This is a genomic window from Devosia sp., assembly GCF_030689745.1.
Taxonomy (GTDB): Bacteria; Pseudomonadota; Alphaproteobacteria; order Rhizobiales; family Devosiaceae; genus Devosia; species Devosia alba.
This window is the reverse complement of the sequence record NZ_JAUYGL010000108.1, coordinates 1-13,217: the sequence shown is the minus strand read 5'-3', so window position 1 is coordinate 13,217 and position 13,217 is coordinate 1. Positions and strand designations below refer to the sequence as shown.

Annotated in this window: 19 protein-coding genes and 1 tRNA gene; 12 read left to right on the top strand and 8 right to left on the bottom strand. The window is 63.4% G+C overall.

Annotation, left to right across the window (positions count from 1 at the left end; all coding sequences use genetic code 11):
* Positions 1-79: 79 nt before the first annotated feature.
* Positions 80-1,336 (top strand): GNAT family N-acetyltransferase, encoded by a 1,257-nt coding sequence (locus Q8O80_RS09145; protein WP_305579154.1) that lies wholly within the window; start codon positions 80-82, stop codon positions 1,334-1,336.
* Here Q8O80_RS09145 and radC read toward each other — a convergent pair.
* Together radC and map are read right to left on the bottom strand one after the other, a co-directional pair.
* Positions 1,328-2,059, bottom strand: a complete 732-nt coding sequence (gene radC, locus Q8O80_RS09140; RefSeq protein WP_305579153.1) for a DNA repair protein RadC — start codon at positions 2,057-2,059, stop codon at positions 1,328-1,330. The genes Q8O80_RS09145 and radC overlap by 9 nt on opposite strands.
* Positions 2,059-2,889 carry a type I methionyl aminopeptidase gene (map, locus tag Q8O80_RS09135; protein ID WP_305579190.1) on the bottom strand — a complete coding sequence of 277 codons (831 nt, stop codon included), beginning with the start codon at positions 2,887-2,889 and terminating at the stop codon, positions 2,059-2,061. The genes radC and map overlap by 1 nt, the downstream gene beginning before the upstream one ends.
* Before the next feature lie 126 nt (positions 2,890-3,015).
* On the opposite strand from map, the gene Q8O80_RS09130 reads away from it, so the two are divergent.
* Positions 3,016-3,786, top strand: a complete 771-nt coding sequence (locus Q8O80_RS09130) for a molybdopterin-binding protein (protein ID WP_305579152.1) — start codon at positions 3,016-3,018, stop codon at positions 3,784-3,786.
* 82 nt (positions 3,787-3,868) lie between these two features.
* The gene (gpt, locus tag Q8O80_RS09125) at positions 3,869-4,366 is read left to right on the top strand and encodes a xanthine phosphoribosyltransferase (RefSeq protein WP_305579151.1); all 498 of its coding nucleotides are present in this window, start codon (positions 3,869-3,871) and stop codon (positions 4,364-4,366) included.
* Between the two features lie 59 nt (positions 4,367-4,425).
* Here the strand turns inward: gpt and Q8O80_RS09120 are convergent, their stop codons facing one another.
* Positions 4,426-4,872 (bottom strand): universal stress protein, encoded by a 447-nt coding sequence (locus tag Q8O80_RS09120; protein WP_305579150.1) that lies wholly within the window; start codon positions 4,870-4,872, stop codon positions 4,426-4,428.
* Between the two features lie 247 nt (positions 4,873-5,119).
* On the opposite strand from Q8O80_RS09120, the gene Q8O80_RS09115 reads away from it, so the two are divergent.
* Positions 5,120-5,205: transfer RNA gene (locus Q8O80_RS09115), tRNA-Leu, on the top strand.
* Positions 5,206-5,260: 55 nt separating this feature from the next.
* Here the strand turns inward: Q8O80_RS09115 and Q8O80_RS09110 are convergent.
* Complete coding sequence (locus Q8O80_RS09110; protein ID WP_305579149.1) at positions 5,261-5,599, bottom strand: hypothetical protein; 339 nt, start codon at positions 5,597-5,599, stop codon at positions 5,261-5,263.
* A gap of 184 nt (positions 5,600-5,783) precedes the next feature.
* On the opposite strand from Q8O80_RS09110, the gene Q8O80_RS09105 reads away from it, so the two are divergent.
* Complete coding sequence (locus tag Q8O80_RS09105; RefSeq protein WP_305579148.1) at positions 5,784-6,161, top strand: RidA family protein; 378 nt, start codon at positions 5,784-5,786, stop codon at positions 6,159-6,161.
* Positions 6,161-6,445 (top strand): hypothetical protein, encoded by a 285-nt coding sequence (locus Q8O80_RS09100; RefSeq protein ID WP_305579147.1) that lies wholly within the window; start codon positions 6,161-6,163, stop codon positions 6,443-6,445. Before Q8O80_RS09105 ends, Q8O80_RS09100 begins: the two co-directional genes overlap by 1 nt.
* On the opposite strand, the gene Q8O80_RS09095 is transcribed toward Q8O80_RS09100, so the two are convergent.
* Entirely contained in the window at positions 6,442-7,101 is a 660-nt protein-coding gene (locus Q8O80_RS09095) for an RluA family pseudouridine synthase (protein WP_305579146.1), read from the bottom strand. The two genes, Q8O80_RS09100 and Q8O80_RS09095, sit on opposite strands and share 4 nt — an antisense overlap.
* 177 nt (positions 7,102-7,278) lie before the next feature.
* Between Q8O80_RS09095 and Q8O80_RS09090 the strand changes: the two genes are divergently transcribed.
* Positions 7,279-7,461: a CsbD family protein gene (locus tag Q8O80_RS09090; protein ID WP_305579145.1), complete on the top strand. Its 183-nt coding sequence runs from the start codon at positions 7,279-7,281 to the stop codon at positions 7,459-7,461.
* A gap of 67 nt (positions 7,462-7,528) precedes the next feature.
* Here the strand turns inward: Q8O80_RS09090 and Q8O80_RS09085 are convergent, their stop codons facing one another.
* The gene (locus tag Q8O80_RS09085; protein WP_305579144.1) at positions 7,529-8,056 is read right to left on the bottom strand and encodes a dihydrofolate reductase family protein; all 528 of its coding nucleotides are present in this window, start codon (positions 8,054-8,056) and stop codon (positions 7,529-7,531) included.
* A gap of 126 nt (positions 8,057-8,182) precedes the next feature.
* Here Q8O80_RS09085 and Q8O80_RS09080 point away from each other — a divergent pair, with 126 nt between their 5' ends.
* The 4 genes from Q8O80_RS09080 to Q8O80_RS09065 all read left to right on the top strand — a co-directional run bounded on the left by Q8O80_RS09080 (position 8,183) and on the right by Q8O80_RS09065 (position 10,794).
* On the top strand, positions 8,183-8,719 hold the full coding sequence (locus tag Q8O80_RS09080) for a methylated-DNA--[protein]-cysteine S-methyltransferase (RefSeq protein ID WP_305579143.1): 537 nt from the start codon (positions 8,183-8,185) through the stop codon (positions 8,717-8,719).
* Positions 8,720-8,721: 2 nt separating this feature from the next.
* Positions 8,722-9,201: a CYTH domain-containing protein gene (locus Q8O80_RS09075; protein ID WP_305579142.1), complete on the top strand. Its 480-nt coding sequence runs from the start codon at positions 8,722-8,724 to the stop codon at positions 9,199-9,201.
* Between the two features lie 100 nt (positions 9,202-9,301).
* Positions 9,302-10,216 carry a DMT family transporter gene (locus Q8O80_RS09070; protein ID WP_305579141.1) on the top strand — a complete coding sequence of 305 codons (915 nt, stop codon included), beginning with the start codon at positions 9,302-9,304 and terminating at the stop codon, positions 10,214-10,216.
* A gap of 2 nt (positions 10,217-10,218) precedes the next feature.
* Entirely contained in the window at positions 10,219-10,794 is a 576-nt protein-coding gene (locus tag Q8O80_RS09065) for a hypothetical protein (protein WP_305579140.1), read from the top strand.
* Here Q8O80_RS09065 and Q8O80_RS09060 read toward each other — a convergent pair.
* Together Q8O80_RS09060 and Q8O80_RS09055 are read right to left on the bottom strand one after the other, a co-directional pair.
* The gene (locus Q8O80_RS09060) at positions 10,778-11,320 is read right to left on the bottom strand and encodes a gluconokinase (RefSeq protein ID WP_305579139.1); all 543 of its coding nucleotides are present in this window, start codon (positions 11,318-11,320) and stop codon (positions 10,778-10,780) included. The genes Q8O80_RS09065 and Q8O80_RS09060 overlap by 17 nt on opposite strands.
* 3 nt (positions 11,321-11,323) lie before the next feature.
* Positions 11,324-12,088 carry a glucose 1-dehydrogenase gene (locus Q8O80_RS09055; RefSeq protein ID WP_305579138.1) on the bottom strand — a complete coding sequence of 255 codons (765 nt, stop codon included), beginning with the start codon at positions 12,086-12,088 and terminating at the stop codon, positions 11,324-11,326.
* Positions 12,089-12,284: 196 nt separating this feature from the next.
* On the opposite strand from Q8O80_RS09055, the gene gndA reads away from it, so the two are divergent.
* Positions 12,285-13,217: NADP-dependent phosphogluconate dehydrogenase (gene gndA, locus Q8O80_RS09050; RefSeq protein WP_305579137.1), on the top strand; the 933-nt coding region annotated here is incomplete at its 3' end.

Sequence of the window (13,217 nt, the reverse complement as noted above, 5' to 3'; positions counted from 1 at the left end):
CTTAACCGTGGTCACAGATACGTGATTTTTCCGGTTCCGGTTCAGTCCTGATTTACCCGGGGGCGGCACACTGCGCTGCATGAGTGAAACCGTGTTGCCAGCGCTGGACCCGACAATGCCGCCATCCGCCACTCTGGCCGGCGATGGGGTTCCGGCTGCGACTATGCCAATGGCGATCAGCGTTGCGGTGAGCCATGAGATTGCCGAGGTCGAGGATGTGTGGCGGGCATTGACGCGCACGGCCATCGAATCGCCGGGGCAGAGTTTTGATTTTATCCGGGCCTGGGTCACTCAGCGCGGCATTGCACCGGCTGACCAGCGCTATGTGGTGGGGCGGGTCGATGGCGTGGCGGTGGCCCTGTTGCCGCTGCATCGCAAGCGCGTTTATGGCCAGCCGATCCTGACCTGGTTTCCGGGCGCCAATGCGGGCTGCTATGCGCCGGTGGCCGATTATGAGCGGCTGGCGCGGATGGGGCCGGCGGGCCGCAAGGCTTTGTGGGCGGCGATGACCGGGGCCCTCAGGGGTGCGGACATGATCTATCTGCGCTCGATCCCCATGGCGGTGGGCGGGCATGAGGGGCTGTGTGACGAGCTGGGCAGCGCGCTCGCCGTCGAGACGCTGTATCGCTCCGAATATGGCAGCTGGGAGGCGTGTGACCGGCTGCAGCGCAGCAAGTCGCGGCGCAAGCATGACCGGCAGCAGGGCGACCGGCTCAATGCCATGGGCGCGGTCAGTTTTGAGGAGATCCGCAATGGCGGCGCCACCGAGCGGGCCATTGCAACGATGTTCCAGCAACGCTCGGCGCGGTTCCAGGCGCAGGGGATTCGCGACACTTTTGTGTATGATCGGCTGACCGGTTTCTATCAGGCGATAGCGGCTCCCGATTCCGGGGTCGATGTACGGCTGCACGTGCTGCGGCTGAATGGCGACACGGTCGCGGTGCGCTACAATGTGGTGCACAATGACCGCATGTTCTGCCTGATTTCCTCAATGAGCGATGACCCGGCGATCCAGAACGGCTCACCGGGCAAGCAATGCCTGTTGCGGGTCATGCAGAGCGTTTTCGACCAAGGCATTGCCGTGTTCGATATGGGCGCCGGTTTCACCGACGAGAAGCGCCATTGGTGCAATGTGCAGCTGCCGCTGCGGCAGCACTATATCGGGCTCAACTGGCGCGGTGGGCTGATTGTCATTGCCCATCAGAGCTTTCAGAAGGCCAGGGCCCGGATCAAGGCCAACCAGCAGCTCAAGGCGGGTTTCCGCATGGCGCAGCAGGTGATTGACCGGTTCAGCGGCGCGAAAAGGCTGCCAGCGCAAGGCGCGCCATCAGAGTAGCTTGAGGCCGCGCAGCGAGGCGTGGCCGGTTTTGCCAATGATGATGTGATCGTGCAGCGTGATGCCGAGCGGCCTGGCGATGTCGTTGATGTCCTTGGTCATGCGCACATCGGCGGACGAGGGCGCCGGGTCACCCGAGGGGTGGTTGTGCACCAGGATGATGGCGGTAGCGGAGAGTTCGAGCGTGCGGCGGATCACCTCGCGCGGATAGACGGGGGTGTGATCGACGGTGCCGGTCTGCTGCACCTCATCGGCGATCAGCCGGTTTTTCTTGTCCAGAAACAGAATGCGGAACTGCTCGATGCTCTGATAGGCCATCTGGCTGTTGCAGTACTCGATCAGTTGCGACCAGGACGACAATATGGGTTGGGCGGAGTCGATCCTGTCGCGACCGAAGCGGGCGGCAACCGCCTGGATCACCTTGAGATGGGCAATGGTGGTGGGGCCCAGCCCCTTGATAGTGGCCAGACGCGCCTGGCTGGCGGTGAAGACGCCGGAAAACGAGCCGAATTCGCGCAGCAGCGTCTTGGCCAGCGCCTTGGTATCGCGCCGGGGAATGGCCAGTTGCAGGGCCAGTTCGAGCAGTTCGTAATCTTCGAGCGCGTCACCCCCCACCTTGAGGAAGCGTTCGCGCACCCGCTGGCGATGGCCCGCATGGTCGTCGACGCCCGTATCGGGCGCTGGAAAGCCGGCCTCGGCGAATTCGTCGGGCCGGTCGCTCATCAGGCGGCCCGCACGGCCAGCGGATTGAACAATCCGCCCGGCGACAGGGTGAAAATCTCATGGCCGGTTTCGGTGATGCCGATGGAGTGCTCACACTGCGCCGACAGGGTGCGATCACGGGTGACGGCGGTCCAGCCATCGGAGAGAATTTTCACGTCGGGCCGGCCCAGATTGATCATCGGTTCGATGGTGAAGATCATGCCCGGCTTGAGCGGTACACCGGTACCCGGCTTGCCGAAGTGGAGAATATTGGGCTCGTCATGGAACAGCTGGCCCAGGCCGTGGCCGACGAAATCGCGCACCACGCTCATGCGTTCAGCCTCGGCCAGGGTCTGGATGGCGTGGCCGATATCGCCGGTGGTGTTGCCCGGTATGGCCGCGGCCAGACCGGCCTCGAGGCTGGCATAGGTGATTTCGATCAGGCGTTCGGCCTTGCGGGAAATCTCGCCGACCGGGTACATGCGGCTCGAATCGCCATGCCAGCCATCGACCACCAGGGTGAGATCGATATTGACGATGTCGCCGTCGCGCAGGGCACGCTCGTCGGGGATGCCGTGGCAGACCACGTGGTTGATCGAGGTGCACAGCGAGTGGCGGTAGCCCTTGTAGAACAGGGTGGCCGGCACGGCGCCGTTGTCGCGGGCGAATTCGTAGGCGATCTTGTCGATGGTGGCAGTGGGCACGCCGGGCTCGACGTAGTCGGTGAGGATGTCGAGCGCCTGGGCGGTGAGGGCGCCAGCCTTGCGCATGCCCGCAAATCCTTCCGCCCCATGCAGCGGGATGACGCCGGCGGTGCGGCGGGCTTTGGCAGGGGCGTCGACAAAGGTAATCATCTAGAACTCCAATTGGTGCGCCGAAAATAGGCGCACTGGAGCGTGATTGGAAGACCAACAGCGCCGCTTGACGCGGTAATCGCTCCCGGGCATTGCTGATCCCTCATATTCAGGGAACAATCCATGCCCAGCGCAGACAGCGTAACCGCCGGCCTTCTGGTGATCGGCGATGAAATCCTCTCGGGGCGGACCAAGGACGTCAACATTGGCGCGACCGCCGATTTCTGCACCGATCTGGGGATCGAGCTCAAGGAAGTGCGGGTGGTCAGCGACGAGACCGACGAAATCGTCGACGCGCTCAACGCCATGCGGGTGCGCTACACCTATGTGTTTACCACTGGCGGCATCGGGCCGACCCATGACGACATCACTGCCGATGCGGTGGCCAAGGCCTTTGGCGTGGCGCTGCCGATCAATCCGCTGGCCCGCGAAATGCTCGAGTCGCGCTGGAAGCAGACCGGGACCGAGGTCAACGAGGCCCGGCTGCGCATGGCGCGGATTCCGGAAGGCGCCGACCTGATCGTGAATTCGGTCAGCGCCGCGCCGGGCTTCCGGATCGACAATGTGCATGTGATGGCCGGGGTGCCGGTGATCATGCGGGCCATGCTCGAAGCGCTGGTGCCGACGCTGAGGGGCGGCAAGAAGGTGCTGTCGGTGACGGTCAAGGCCTTGGTGGGCGAGGGCACGGTCGGCGGGCCGCTGGGCGAGCTGCAGGCCGAATATCCGGACGTCAAAATGGGCAGCTACCCGCAAATGGGCCAGGATCGGATCATGACCGAACTGGTGCTGCGCTCGTCCGATCCGGCCCGGCTGGAAGAGGCGGCAGCCAAGGTGCGGGCGATGGTGGCGGCGGCTCATGCCAAGGCCGGCATTGCCACACCGGCAGAAGACTGATTGGCGCAGCGCCTCAGCTTTGCTACACAACGGCCTTCCGAAAATTCAACCGGGCGCGTGACGCCGGTGCAGGAGAGACAGTTTGAGCGATCCCAACCAGAAGTCGTTCCCGGTAACGTGGGACCAGTTTCACCGCGACAGCCGGGCCCTGGCTTGGCGTCTGGCCACCATGGGGCCGTTCGATGCGGTCGTGGCCATTGCCCGTGGCGGCCTGGTGCCCGCAGCCATCGTGGCGCGCGAGCTCAATATCCGTACCGTCGAGACCGTGGCGGTCAAGAGCTATGACCACCAGAACAAGGGCGGCATCCAGGTGCTCAAGGAGATCAGCCAATCGGTGCGTGATCTGGCCGTTTCCGGCGCCAAGGTGCTGATCGTGGACGATCTGGTCGATACCGGCTCGACTGCCCGCGTGGTCCGCGAGATGCTGCCGAACGCGCATTTTGCCACGGTCTATGCCAAGCCAAAGGGCCGCGAGATGGTGGACACCTTCATTACCGAAGTCAGCCAGGACACCTGGATCTTCTTTCCGTGGGATCTGGACGTCGCCTATGTCGCCCCGATCAGCGGCGGGACCGACTGAGGGACGTCCCCGCCTCGGCGGGGAACGCTCGATAGTCCAACCTGCGACCGGGGCAGCCTCTAGCGGACGACGAGGACGGGAATGGTGGTGTGGGCCAGCACTTCAGCTGTCTGACTGCCCAGCAGCAGCTTTTGCATGCCACGGCGACCGTGCGAGGCCATCACGATGAGGTCACAGCCATTGAGTTTGGCGTACCTGATGATTGCCTCGGCCGGAAATCCGTCAATTTCGTGGGCCAGCGTCGCGGCGACGCCGTGTTCGGTGCCGCGTTTCTCGATTTCAGTGAAGCGTTCCCGCATGACGGTATCGATCTGCTGGTCGTAGCGCCCGACGGGATCACCGATGCCGCCCAGCCGTGCCGCATTTGCCATCTGCTCGCTCAGCGGTTCGGACACCGTCAGCACCGTCGCTTTCGCCCCCAGCGCCTTGGCCAGCTTCAGGCCCTGTTCAAGACCCTTGGTGGCCAGGTCCGAGCCATCGGTGGCGATCAGAATGTGCTGGTACATGTGCTCTCTCCATGCAGGAATGACGCACGCATCCTGCACGGTATTGCTGCGAAAACAAGCAATTGTCACCAGCGGTCGCGACGTTGACCAATGTGTGTATGGAGCTTGGCTGTTGGGATGGCGCGGGCAATGGCCGCTGCGTAGTGCGTCCCCGGGACGCCCTCTGATCGGGCGGCGCATTCTGCTGAGCGGGAATCGCCTAACAGCGTTGGCACAGCTCGGGGAGCGTGCTAATCGCCGATGCGCTGCGGGCGTGGTGGAATGGTAGACACACCGGACTTAAAATCCGGAGGGGGTATCCCCGTGCGGGTTCAAGTCCCGCCGCCCGCACCATAATGACGTGGCCGGACATCAACCATCACGCGGACGCGCTGTGGCGCGGTGCGGTTCAGCTTTCCATCAGGCGGCCTGGCTGATAATTCGGCAGCGGCATCGAGCCAAGGGTGGATGCCAATTCGGGCGCTATGCCGGGGATGGCGGCGCGCAGGATGGCTTCATCGGCCGGGGGCAGATTGCCGAAGTCGAGCAGGTAAAGCAGGGCCGCGACGGTGTCTGCCGGCGTCGTGGCTATTGGCGGGCTTTGCAGGGCTTCGAGCGCCGGGCCATAGGTGTTGCGGACAGCAGCAACGCTGTCCAGGCCATCCCGCATCATGATTTCGTAGTTGGCGACCTGTTTACGGAACTGAGCGATAAGCGCGGCAAGGCTGGTTGGTTTCTGGGCTGGCATATAATAAACACGCGTCTAATGACCTGCGCGAACTTGCGCGAGGATATGGTCTCACCGACGCGCGCCGGACACAAGTCACGAATACTGACCGATTTTTTGCCGCCGCGGCTTGGGCAGGCACGGTTGGCGGTGCTAGGGTATGGGCACCTCTTACACCCAGCAAACAGCAATCGACAGGATGAGCATGATTGAGCAGATCAGGACAGGAATTGCCCCCTCGGCGTCGCCGGTAAGCGATGCGATCAAGGCTGGCAATCAGGTGTGGCTGGTGGCCATTGCCGAGGATCCGGACAGTGGCGAGATCGTGCCGGGCGGTATTGAAGAGCAGACGCGGCGGACGCTGCAGAATCTGGAAATTGCGATCCGGGCAGCAGGCGGTACGCTGGCCAATATCGTGCAGGTACAGGTGTTCCTGATCGACAGTGCAGACGCCAAGGGCATGAATGCGGTCTATGCCGAGTTCTTCCAGCAGCCTTTTCCGGTGCGCGCTACCGTGGTGGTCAAGGAATTGCTGGCCAAGGGACTGAAGGTGGAAATGCTGGCAACGGCGGTGCTGGGCTGATGTTGCTCAAGGCTGCGCTGCTCGAAGAGATCAAGGCGGGCAAGGTCGATCTGATCTTTCGCCGCTGGAGCCGACCGACCGTCAAGGCAGGCGGTACGCTCAAGACCAAGGTAGGGCTGCTGGCGATCAAGGCGATCGACGATATGGCGCCCGAGGATGTGACAGAGGCCGAGGCGCAACGCGCCGGGTTCAAGGATGTGGCCGAATTTCGCACCTGGCTGGCGACGATGAAGCCGGGCCATTTGTTCCAGCGTATCGAAGTGGGCTTTCTCGGCGAGGCCTAGAATGGGGGTGGGGCCACGAAGGTCATGAACGCGCCGGTGCTGGGATGGGTGAAGCCCAGTTCGGCGGCATGCAATTGCAGCCGATCGGCCGCAGCCAGGGCATCGGCATCGGCATAAAACGCATCACCCAGAATTACATGGCCGATGGCCTTCATGTGAACCCTGAGCTGATGGGTGCGGCCGGTCAGCGGATGCAGCCGCACGCGGGTGGCGTCGGCCTCGCGCTCCAGCACCGTCCATTCGGTCTGCGAGGGCTTGCCGTTTTCATGGTCGACGCGCTGGCGCGGCTTGTTGTTCCAATCGGTGGCCAGCGGCAGATCGACCAGACCGGAATCGGCCTCGATAATGCCGGCGACGCGGGCGATGTAGGATTTGGTGGTCTGGCGGTGCTCGAACTGGCTACCGATGCGGCCATGGGCGCGCTTGTTGAGCGCCATCACCAGCACGCCCGAGGTGTCCTTGTCGAGGCGGTGGCACATGCCGGCGGTCGGCCAGGTCTGGCGGGCGCGATGCTCCAGGCAATCCCACAGCGAAGGGTCCTTGCCGGGCACGCTGAGCAGGCCGCTCGGCTTGTCGAGCACGAGGATGTCGTCGTCCTGATGCAGCACAACGAGGTAGGGCTCAAGTGGCGGAAAATAGTTGACGAGCGTGGGCATGGGTCCGGGCATGGCGCCGTGTAGCAGACCGGTTAGGTGATGGGCAATAAGGGGGCGCCATCCGCAAGTACCACTGGCGATTCCCGGGGGGCATAATCGTGTGGCGCCGGCGCAATGGGACGGAACGATTGGCTGGCGCAGCCGTTATGTGGGGGAAACACTACAGAGGAGCTTCCCATGCATAAAGATGAAGTTGAAGGCGCCGGCAAGCAGGCCAAGGGCGCGATCAAGGATGCTGTTGGCGGGCTGACCGGCAACGAAAAGCTGCAGGCCGAGGGCAAGCTCGACAAGGCCGAAGGCAAGGTGCAGCAGAAGGTCGGCGAAGGCAAAGACGCCATTCGCGATGCGCTGAAGAAATAGTCCATCGGTTGACACGCAAAAGGCCGCCCCACCGGGCGGCCTTTTTTCGTTCAGTTGAAGTGGTGGGTCAGTTGAAGCGATAGTGCAGGCGGGCGCAGGCTGGCGTCAGCATTTTGGCAGAGACCAGCCTGGGTGACGCGCGCAGGCCGGTGGCGGGAAACAGCGCAATACCCGCGCCGATGATTTCGGAGATGACATAGATCTCGATCTCGTCGAGCGCATCGTGCTGCATGAAGGCCATTTGCAGTCTGCCGCCGCCAAGCATCCAGACATTGCCATCGTCGAGGGCGCGCAATTCGGCGATCAGGGCAGCAATATCCGACCGGGTTTCCAGTGGCCCCTTGGGATTGTCGATGGGGCGCGAGGTGACGACGATGACCCGCTGATCCCGGTATTCCCAGGCTCCCGGATAGTTGGCGATCCAGTCATAGGTGGCGCGACCCATGACCACGGTGCGGATGGTCTTGATGAAGGTGCGATAATCGTGCTCACCGAGATCAAGGTCCGGCTGGTTGGTGAGCCAGTCGAGGTTTTCATCGGGCGTGGCGATGAAGCCGTCCAGGCTGGTGGCGATATAGCCGACGATTTTGGCCATGCGGGGATATCTCCTTGCTGGTGGGCGTGGAAGCTGGCGCAGCTGCCTGACAGCATGTGTCAGCAGTGTTGCGATGCGCCACGATAGGAGCTGGAAAGCGGCGCCTCAGGTCCGTAAGGTCTGGGCATGGAAACCACGATCTTTGACACAGCATTGGGAGAATTCGGCATTGGCTGGACCGATGTTGGGGTGGCGCGCGTGCAATTGCCGGGGCTGGATCGCGCCGCGCTATTGGCGCGGATCAATCGGGATGGGGCGGTGGCGGGCGCGCCGACACGGGCAATCGAGGCGGTGATCAACCGGATCGAGGATTATGCGGATGGCGCGGCGGTGGATTTTTCGACCGTAGCGCTGGATCTGCGCGGGGTGCCGGATTTTCATCGCAAGGCCTATGCGGCGCTGCTGGCGTGCGGCTGGGGGCAGACCACCAGCTATGGCGCCCTGGCCAAGGCGCTGGGTGATGTAACGCTGTCGCGCGCCGTGGGGCAGGCGATGGGGGCCAATCCGATACCCCTGATCATTCCATGCCATCGGGTGCTGGCGAGCACTGGCAAGCCGGGCGGATTTTCGGCGCCCGGCGGGGCGCTCTCCAAGCTGCGCATGCTGGCGCTGGAGGGCGTGTCGGTGGGGGCGCCTGCGGGCCAGATGGCGTTCGGGTTTTAGCCATGGGCATTGAAATCGAACGCAAATTCCTGGTGCGATCAGACGGATGGAAGGCTCTGGTAACGCAGCGCGCGGCGCTAAGGCAGGGCTATCTGTCGACCAATGCCAAGGCGACGGTGCGGGTGCGGACCAAGGATGATGCGCAGGCGGTGGTGACGATCAAGGGGGCCGCCGTGGGGCTGGTGCGGGCGGAATATGAGTATGCCATCCCGATCGAAGATGGCCGCGAAATGCTGGCGATGGCGGCGCCGCACGTGATCGAAAAGGTGCGCCATCTGGTGCCGATTGGAGATTTGATCTGGGAGGTCGACGTGTTTGGAGGCAAACACGCCGGCCTTGTGCTGGCCGAAGTCGAATTGCATGCGGCGGATCAGCCGGTGCCGCTGCCCGACTGGGTCGGGGCCGAGGTGAGCCAGGACGACCGCTACGCCAATGCCAGCCTGTCGCGCAGTGACGGGGTGCCTGACGAAATGCTGGTGTGAGAGTCGGGCACGGGTAGTGCAGGACGGGCCTGCGGGCCCGTTTTTTGTTGCCTGGACGGAAGATCGCGTCGATAGAGAGCGTAGCTCCCAGAGACATTTCATGACCAAGCCCAATTCCACCACCGCCCTGTGGCTTGCCACGCTCGCCCTGATGGTGATGGCCGCCATGTCAGCAGCCATCCATGAAGCCGCCAAGGTGGCGCCCGTCGGGCAATTGGTGTTCTGGCGGAGCTTTGCAGCGCTGCTGCCTATCGTGAGCTACGTGGCAATACGGGGGCAACTGGGCACTTCGCTGCGCACCAGATATCTGCACAAGCATCTGATCCGTGGCCTGCTGGGCTGCGCGGTGATGTTCTTCTCGTTCATTTCACTGGCCTATCTGTCGGTGGGCATGGCGACGGCGCTGAGCTATCTGGCGCCGATGCTGTCGATTCTGGCCGCCATGACATTGCTGCGGGAGCGCCCGGGCGCCTTGGTTTTTGTCGGCGTGGCGCTGGGCTTTATCGGCATTGTGCTGATGGTCTACCCGTCGCTGGTCGGCGACGCCGTGCGGGAGGGAACGCTGATCGGCGTGGCGGCCGGGCTGGCGATGGCGGGAACCAATGCGCTGTCGCGGGTGCAGGTGAAAGACCTGACGCGGACCGATCCACCGGCCAGCATCGCGCTGTCTTTTGCCGTGATCTGCAGTATCGTCGGACTGGCCACCATGGCATTTGGCTGGGCCGAGCTGGATGGCCGCGCCTTCGCGCTGCTGATCGGCGCCGGGCTGCTGGGTGGCATGGGGCATGTGCTGATGATGGAGGCGGTGGCCCGTGCGCCGGTCTCGCTGCTGGCGGCCTATGAGTATAGCGGTATCGTCTGGGCCTTCCTGTTCGACATCACGCTGTTGGGCGTGGCGCTGGACGCCTGGTCGGTCGCCGGCGCCCTGGTGGTGGTCAGCGCGGCGGCTTTGGTCGCCTATGGCCAGGGACGATTTAGCCAACGGACAGCGCGCGTGGCGCAAGCAGGAGAGTGACAATGCTGATCAATGCAGCAGATTTCGAGGCCATCGTGGCCGGACGTGTGGATACCGCATTTCGGCGCTGGGTCAGGCCGACCGTCAAGGCGGGGGGTACGCTCACGACATCGGCGGGTGTGCTGGCCATCGAGGCCGTGGATGCCGTGGCGCTGAATGCGGTCAGCGACGATGACCTCAAGCGCGCCGGATATGCCGACCGGGCAGCGTTGGACGCCATGCTTGGCAAGCGGGAGGGGACGCTCCATCGTATTCGCCTGCGCTACCTGGGGGTGGACCCTCGACTGGCACTGCGCGACGCAGCTGCCCTGTCCGACGAGGATGCCGCTGAACTGTCCCAGACGATCGAACGGATGGATGGGGCGACACCCTGGGTGAGGGTCACACTAGAATTGATCGGGCAGCGACCGGGCGCGCCTGCCCAGGACCTGGCCGAATTGCTTGGGCGGGAGAAGACCAAGTTCAAGAGCAATGTCCGCCGGCTCAAGTCGCTGGGCCTGACCGAAAGCCTCACCGTGGGCTACCGGCTATCGCCGCGCGGAGAGGCCTGGCTGAGCCGGGCTACTGCCAGCGCTTGAAGGTCTTGAGGTGGGTGAGCGATTTGGTCACCGTGCGGGTGATCTTGTCGACGCTGTCGGTGACCGGCACGGTCAGCACGTTTTCGGTGGCCGGTTCTGGCACCTCAAGGGTGGCGAACTGGCTGTCGAGCAGGCTGGCGGGCATGTATTCGTGGCTGCGCTTGGCCATGCGCTCGGCAACGACCTCCCGATTGCCGTCGAGATAGACGAAGAGGATCGGCTCGCCGGCCTGTTTGGTCAGAAAGTCACGATAGGCCCGCTTGAGGGCGGAGCAGGCGCCCACGGCGGCGTCCTTGCGCTCGGCCGCCTCGTGCAGGGCGGCGGCCAGCCGTTCCAGCCAGGGCCAGCGATCGTCGTCGGTCAGCGGGATGCCGGCGCGCATTTTTTCGACATTGGCCTCGGGGTGGTAACCGTCACCGTCAAGGAACGGGACGTGCAATCGCCGGGCGATGGCATTGCCGACGGTGGATTTGCCCGATGAACTGACGCCCATCACGATGATGATGCGGGCTGGAGTAATGCTCATGGCTCAGGCCGTCGCGGTAAAGGCGCCATCCACGTAAAGGATGTGGCCGTTGACAAAGGTAGCGGCGTCGGACGCCAGGAAGACCACGGCGCCGCTCAGTTCCTCGGGCTTGCCCCAGCGGCCCATCGGCGTGCGGGCTTCGAGCCAGGTATTGAACTTGGGATCCTCTACCAGCGACTGGTTGAGCTCGGTGGCGAAATAGCCCGGGGCGATACCGTTGACGTTCAGGCCATGGGGCGCCCAATCGACCGCCATGCCACGCGTCAGATTGGCCACAGCGGCCTTGGAGGCGGCGTAGGGGGCGATCGAGGCGCGGGCAAAGCCGGACATCAGCGAGCAGGTGTTGATGATCTTGCCCCGGCCGCGCGCGATCATGTGGCGGGCGACAGGCTGGCTGACATTGAATACCGAAGTGAGATTGGTGGTGATCAGCTGATCGAATTTTTCCGGCGGGAAGGCCTCGAGGCTGGAGCGGAACTGCATGCCGGCATTGTTGACCAGAATGTCGATGGGACCGATCTCGTCCTCGATATGATTGATCGCCTGGTTGATGCTGTCGCGATTGGTGACGTCAAAGGCGACCGCATTGACCTTGGCGCCGGTGGCCGCCAGATCCTGGGCGGCGGCGCCCAGCGCAACGGCGTCGCGGGCATTGAGCACGATGGTGGCGCCAGCGGCAGCCAGTGCCCGGGCCATCGCCAGACCAAGACCACGGCTGGACCCGGTCACCAGGGCGCGCTTGCCGGACAAGTCAAAGGGAGAGGGCATGAAATTGGCTCCGAACAGGGTGGGAGGCGAGAGGGTTTGCCTCAAATAACAAGAAAAACTACCATACTAGAAGCTGAATTTGCCCAAATATTGCTTGAATGCGGCTTTCTTCGAGCGGCGGATTGTGGTCAGGTTCGGCGCCGCGCGGCGTGAGTTGCGCGTAGCTTACGCGAAAATCTTCAGAAGGACTGCTAGTATGTCGACAGCGGATATCGGCCTGATCGGCCTTGCTGTGATGGGTTCCAACCTGGCCCTCAACATCGCCGAAAAAGGCTACACTATTGCTGTCCACAACCGGTCTGCCGGGCGTATTGACGAATTCGTGGCGGAAGCCAAGGCGCAGGGGCTCGATGGCAAGACCATCGCCAAATACGATCTGGCCGAGTTCGTGCAGACGGTAAAGCGTCCACGCTCGATCATCATCATGGTCAAGGCCGGCAAGCCGGTGGACGACATGATCGAGCAATTGCTGCCGCATCTGGAAAAGGGCGACGCGATCATCGAGTGCGGCAATTCGCTGTTCACCGATACGCAGCGCCGTTTTGACTATCTGACCCCCAAGGGCATCGGCTATCTCGGCGCTGGTGTATCGGGCGGAGAAGAGGGCGCGCGCCACGGACCATCGATCATGGTGGGCGGCTCCAAGGAGCAGTGGCACAATGCCGAAGCGGTGCTGACGGCGATTGCCGCCAAGTTCGATGGGGAGAGCTGCTGCGCCTATCTGGGCGAAGGTGGGGCCGGCCATTTCGTCAAGACCATCCATAACGGCATTGAATATGGCGACATGCAGATGATCGCCGAAGTCTATGGGGTGATGCGCGACGGTCTGGGGATGAGCCCGGGCGAGTGCGCTGACGTATTCAAGGGGTGGAACAAGGGTCCGCTCAATTCCTATCTGATCGAAATCACCGGCCATGTGCTGGCCGCTGTTGATGATCAGACGGGCAAGCCGCTCGTCGAGCTGATTCTGGACAAGGCTGGCCAGAAGGGCACTGGCGTCTGGTCGGCGATTGCCGCCCAGCAGATGGGTGTGCCAGCCACGGCCATCGAAGGCGCCGTGGCGGCCCGCTCGATCTCCTCGCGCAAGGAGGAGCGCGTCATCGCCGAAGGGATTTACGGCAAGCCGGAC

Bases quoted from the DNA above. Each gene is read 5' to 3' on its own strand.
- Q8O80_RS09060 (WP_305579139.1), bottom strand. From the start codon at position 11,320: ATGAGCATTACTCCAGCCCGCATCATCATCGTGATGGGCGTCAGTTCA.
- Q8O80_RS09145 (WP_305579154.1), top strand. From the start codon at position 80: ATGAGTGAAACCGTGTTGCCAGCGCTGGACCCGACAATGCCGCCATCC.
- Q8O80_RS09095 (WP_305579146.1), bottom strand. From the start codon at position 7,101: ATGCCCACGCTCGTCAACTATTTTCCGCCACTTGAGCCCTACCTCGTT.
- Q8O80_RS09100 (WP_305579147.1), top strand. From the start codon at position 6,161: ATGTTGCTCAAGGCTGCGCTGCTCGAAGAGATCAAGGCGGGCAAGGTC.
- radC (WP_305579153.1), bottom strand. From the start codon at position 2,059: ATGAGCGACCGGCCCGACGAATTCGCCGAGGCCGGCTTTCCAGCGCCC.
- Q8O80_RS09085 (WP_305579144.1), bottom strand. From the start codon at position 8,056: ATGGCCAAAATCGTCGGCTATATCGCCACCAGCCTGGACGGCTTCATC.
- Q8O80_RS09055 (WP_305579138.1), bottom strand. From the start codon at position 12,088: ATGCCCTCTCCCTTTGACTTGTCCGGCAAGCGCGCCCTGGTGACCGGG.
- Q8O80_RS09090 (WP_305579145.1), top strand. From the start codon at position 7,279: ATGCATAAAGATGAAGTTGAAGGCGCCGGCAAGCAGGCCAAGGGCGCG.
- Q8O80_RS09130 (WP_305579152.1), top strand. From the start codon at position 3,016: ATGCCCAGCGCAGACAGCGTAACCGCCGGCCTTCTGGTGATCGGCGAT.
- Q8O80_RS09080 (WP_305579143.1), top strand. From the start codon at position 8,183: ATGGAAACCACGATCTTTGACACAGCATTGGGAGAATTCGGCATTGGC.
- Q8O80_RS09110 (WP_305579149.1), bottom strand. From the start codon at position 5,599: ATGCCAGCCCAGAAACCAACCAGCCTTGCCGCGCTTATCGCTCAGTTC.
- Q8O80_RS09065 (WP_305579140.1), top strand. From the start codon at position 10,219: ATGCTGATCAATGCAGCAGATTTCGAGGCCATCGTGGCCGGACGTGTG.
- Q8O80_RS09075 (WP_305579142.1), top strand. From the start codon at position 8,722: ATGGGCATTGAAATCGAACGCAAATTCCTGGTGCGATCAGACGGATGG.
- Q8O80_RS09105 (WP_305579148.1), top strand. From the start codon at position 5,784: ATGATTGAGCAGATCAGGACAGGAATTGCCCCCTCGGCGTCGCCGGTA.
- Q8O80_RS09070 (WP_305579141.1), top strand. From the start codon at position 9,302: ATGACCAAGCCCAATTCCACCACCGCCCTGTGGCTTGCCACGCTCGCC.
- Q8O80_RS09120 (WP_305579150.1), bottom strand. From the start codon at position 4,872: ATGTACCAGCACATTCTGATCGCCACCGATGGCTCGGACCTGGCCACC.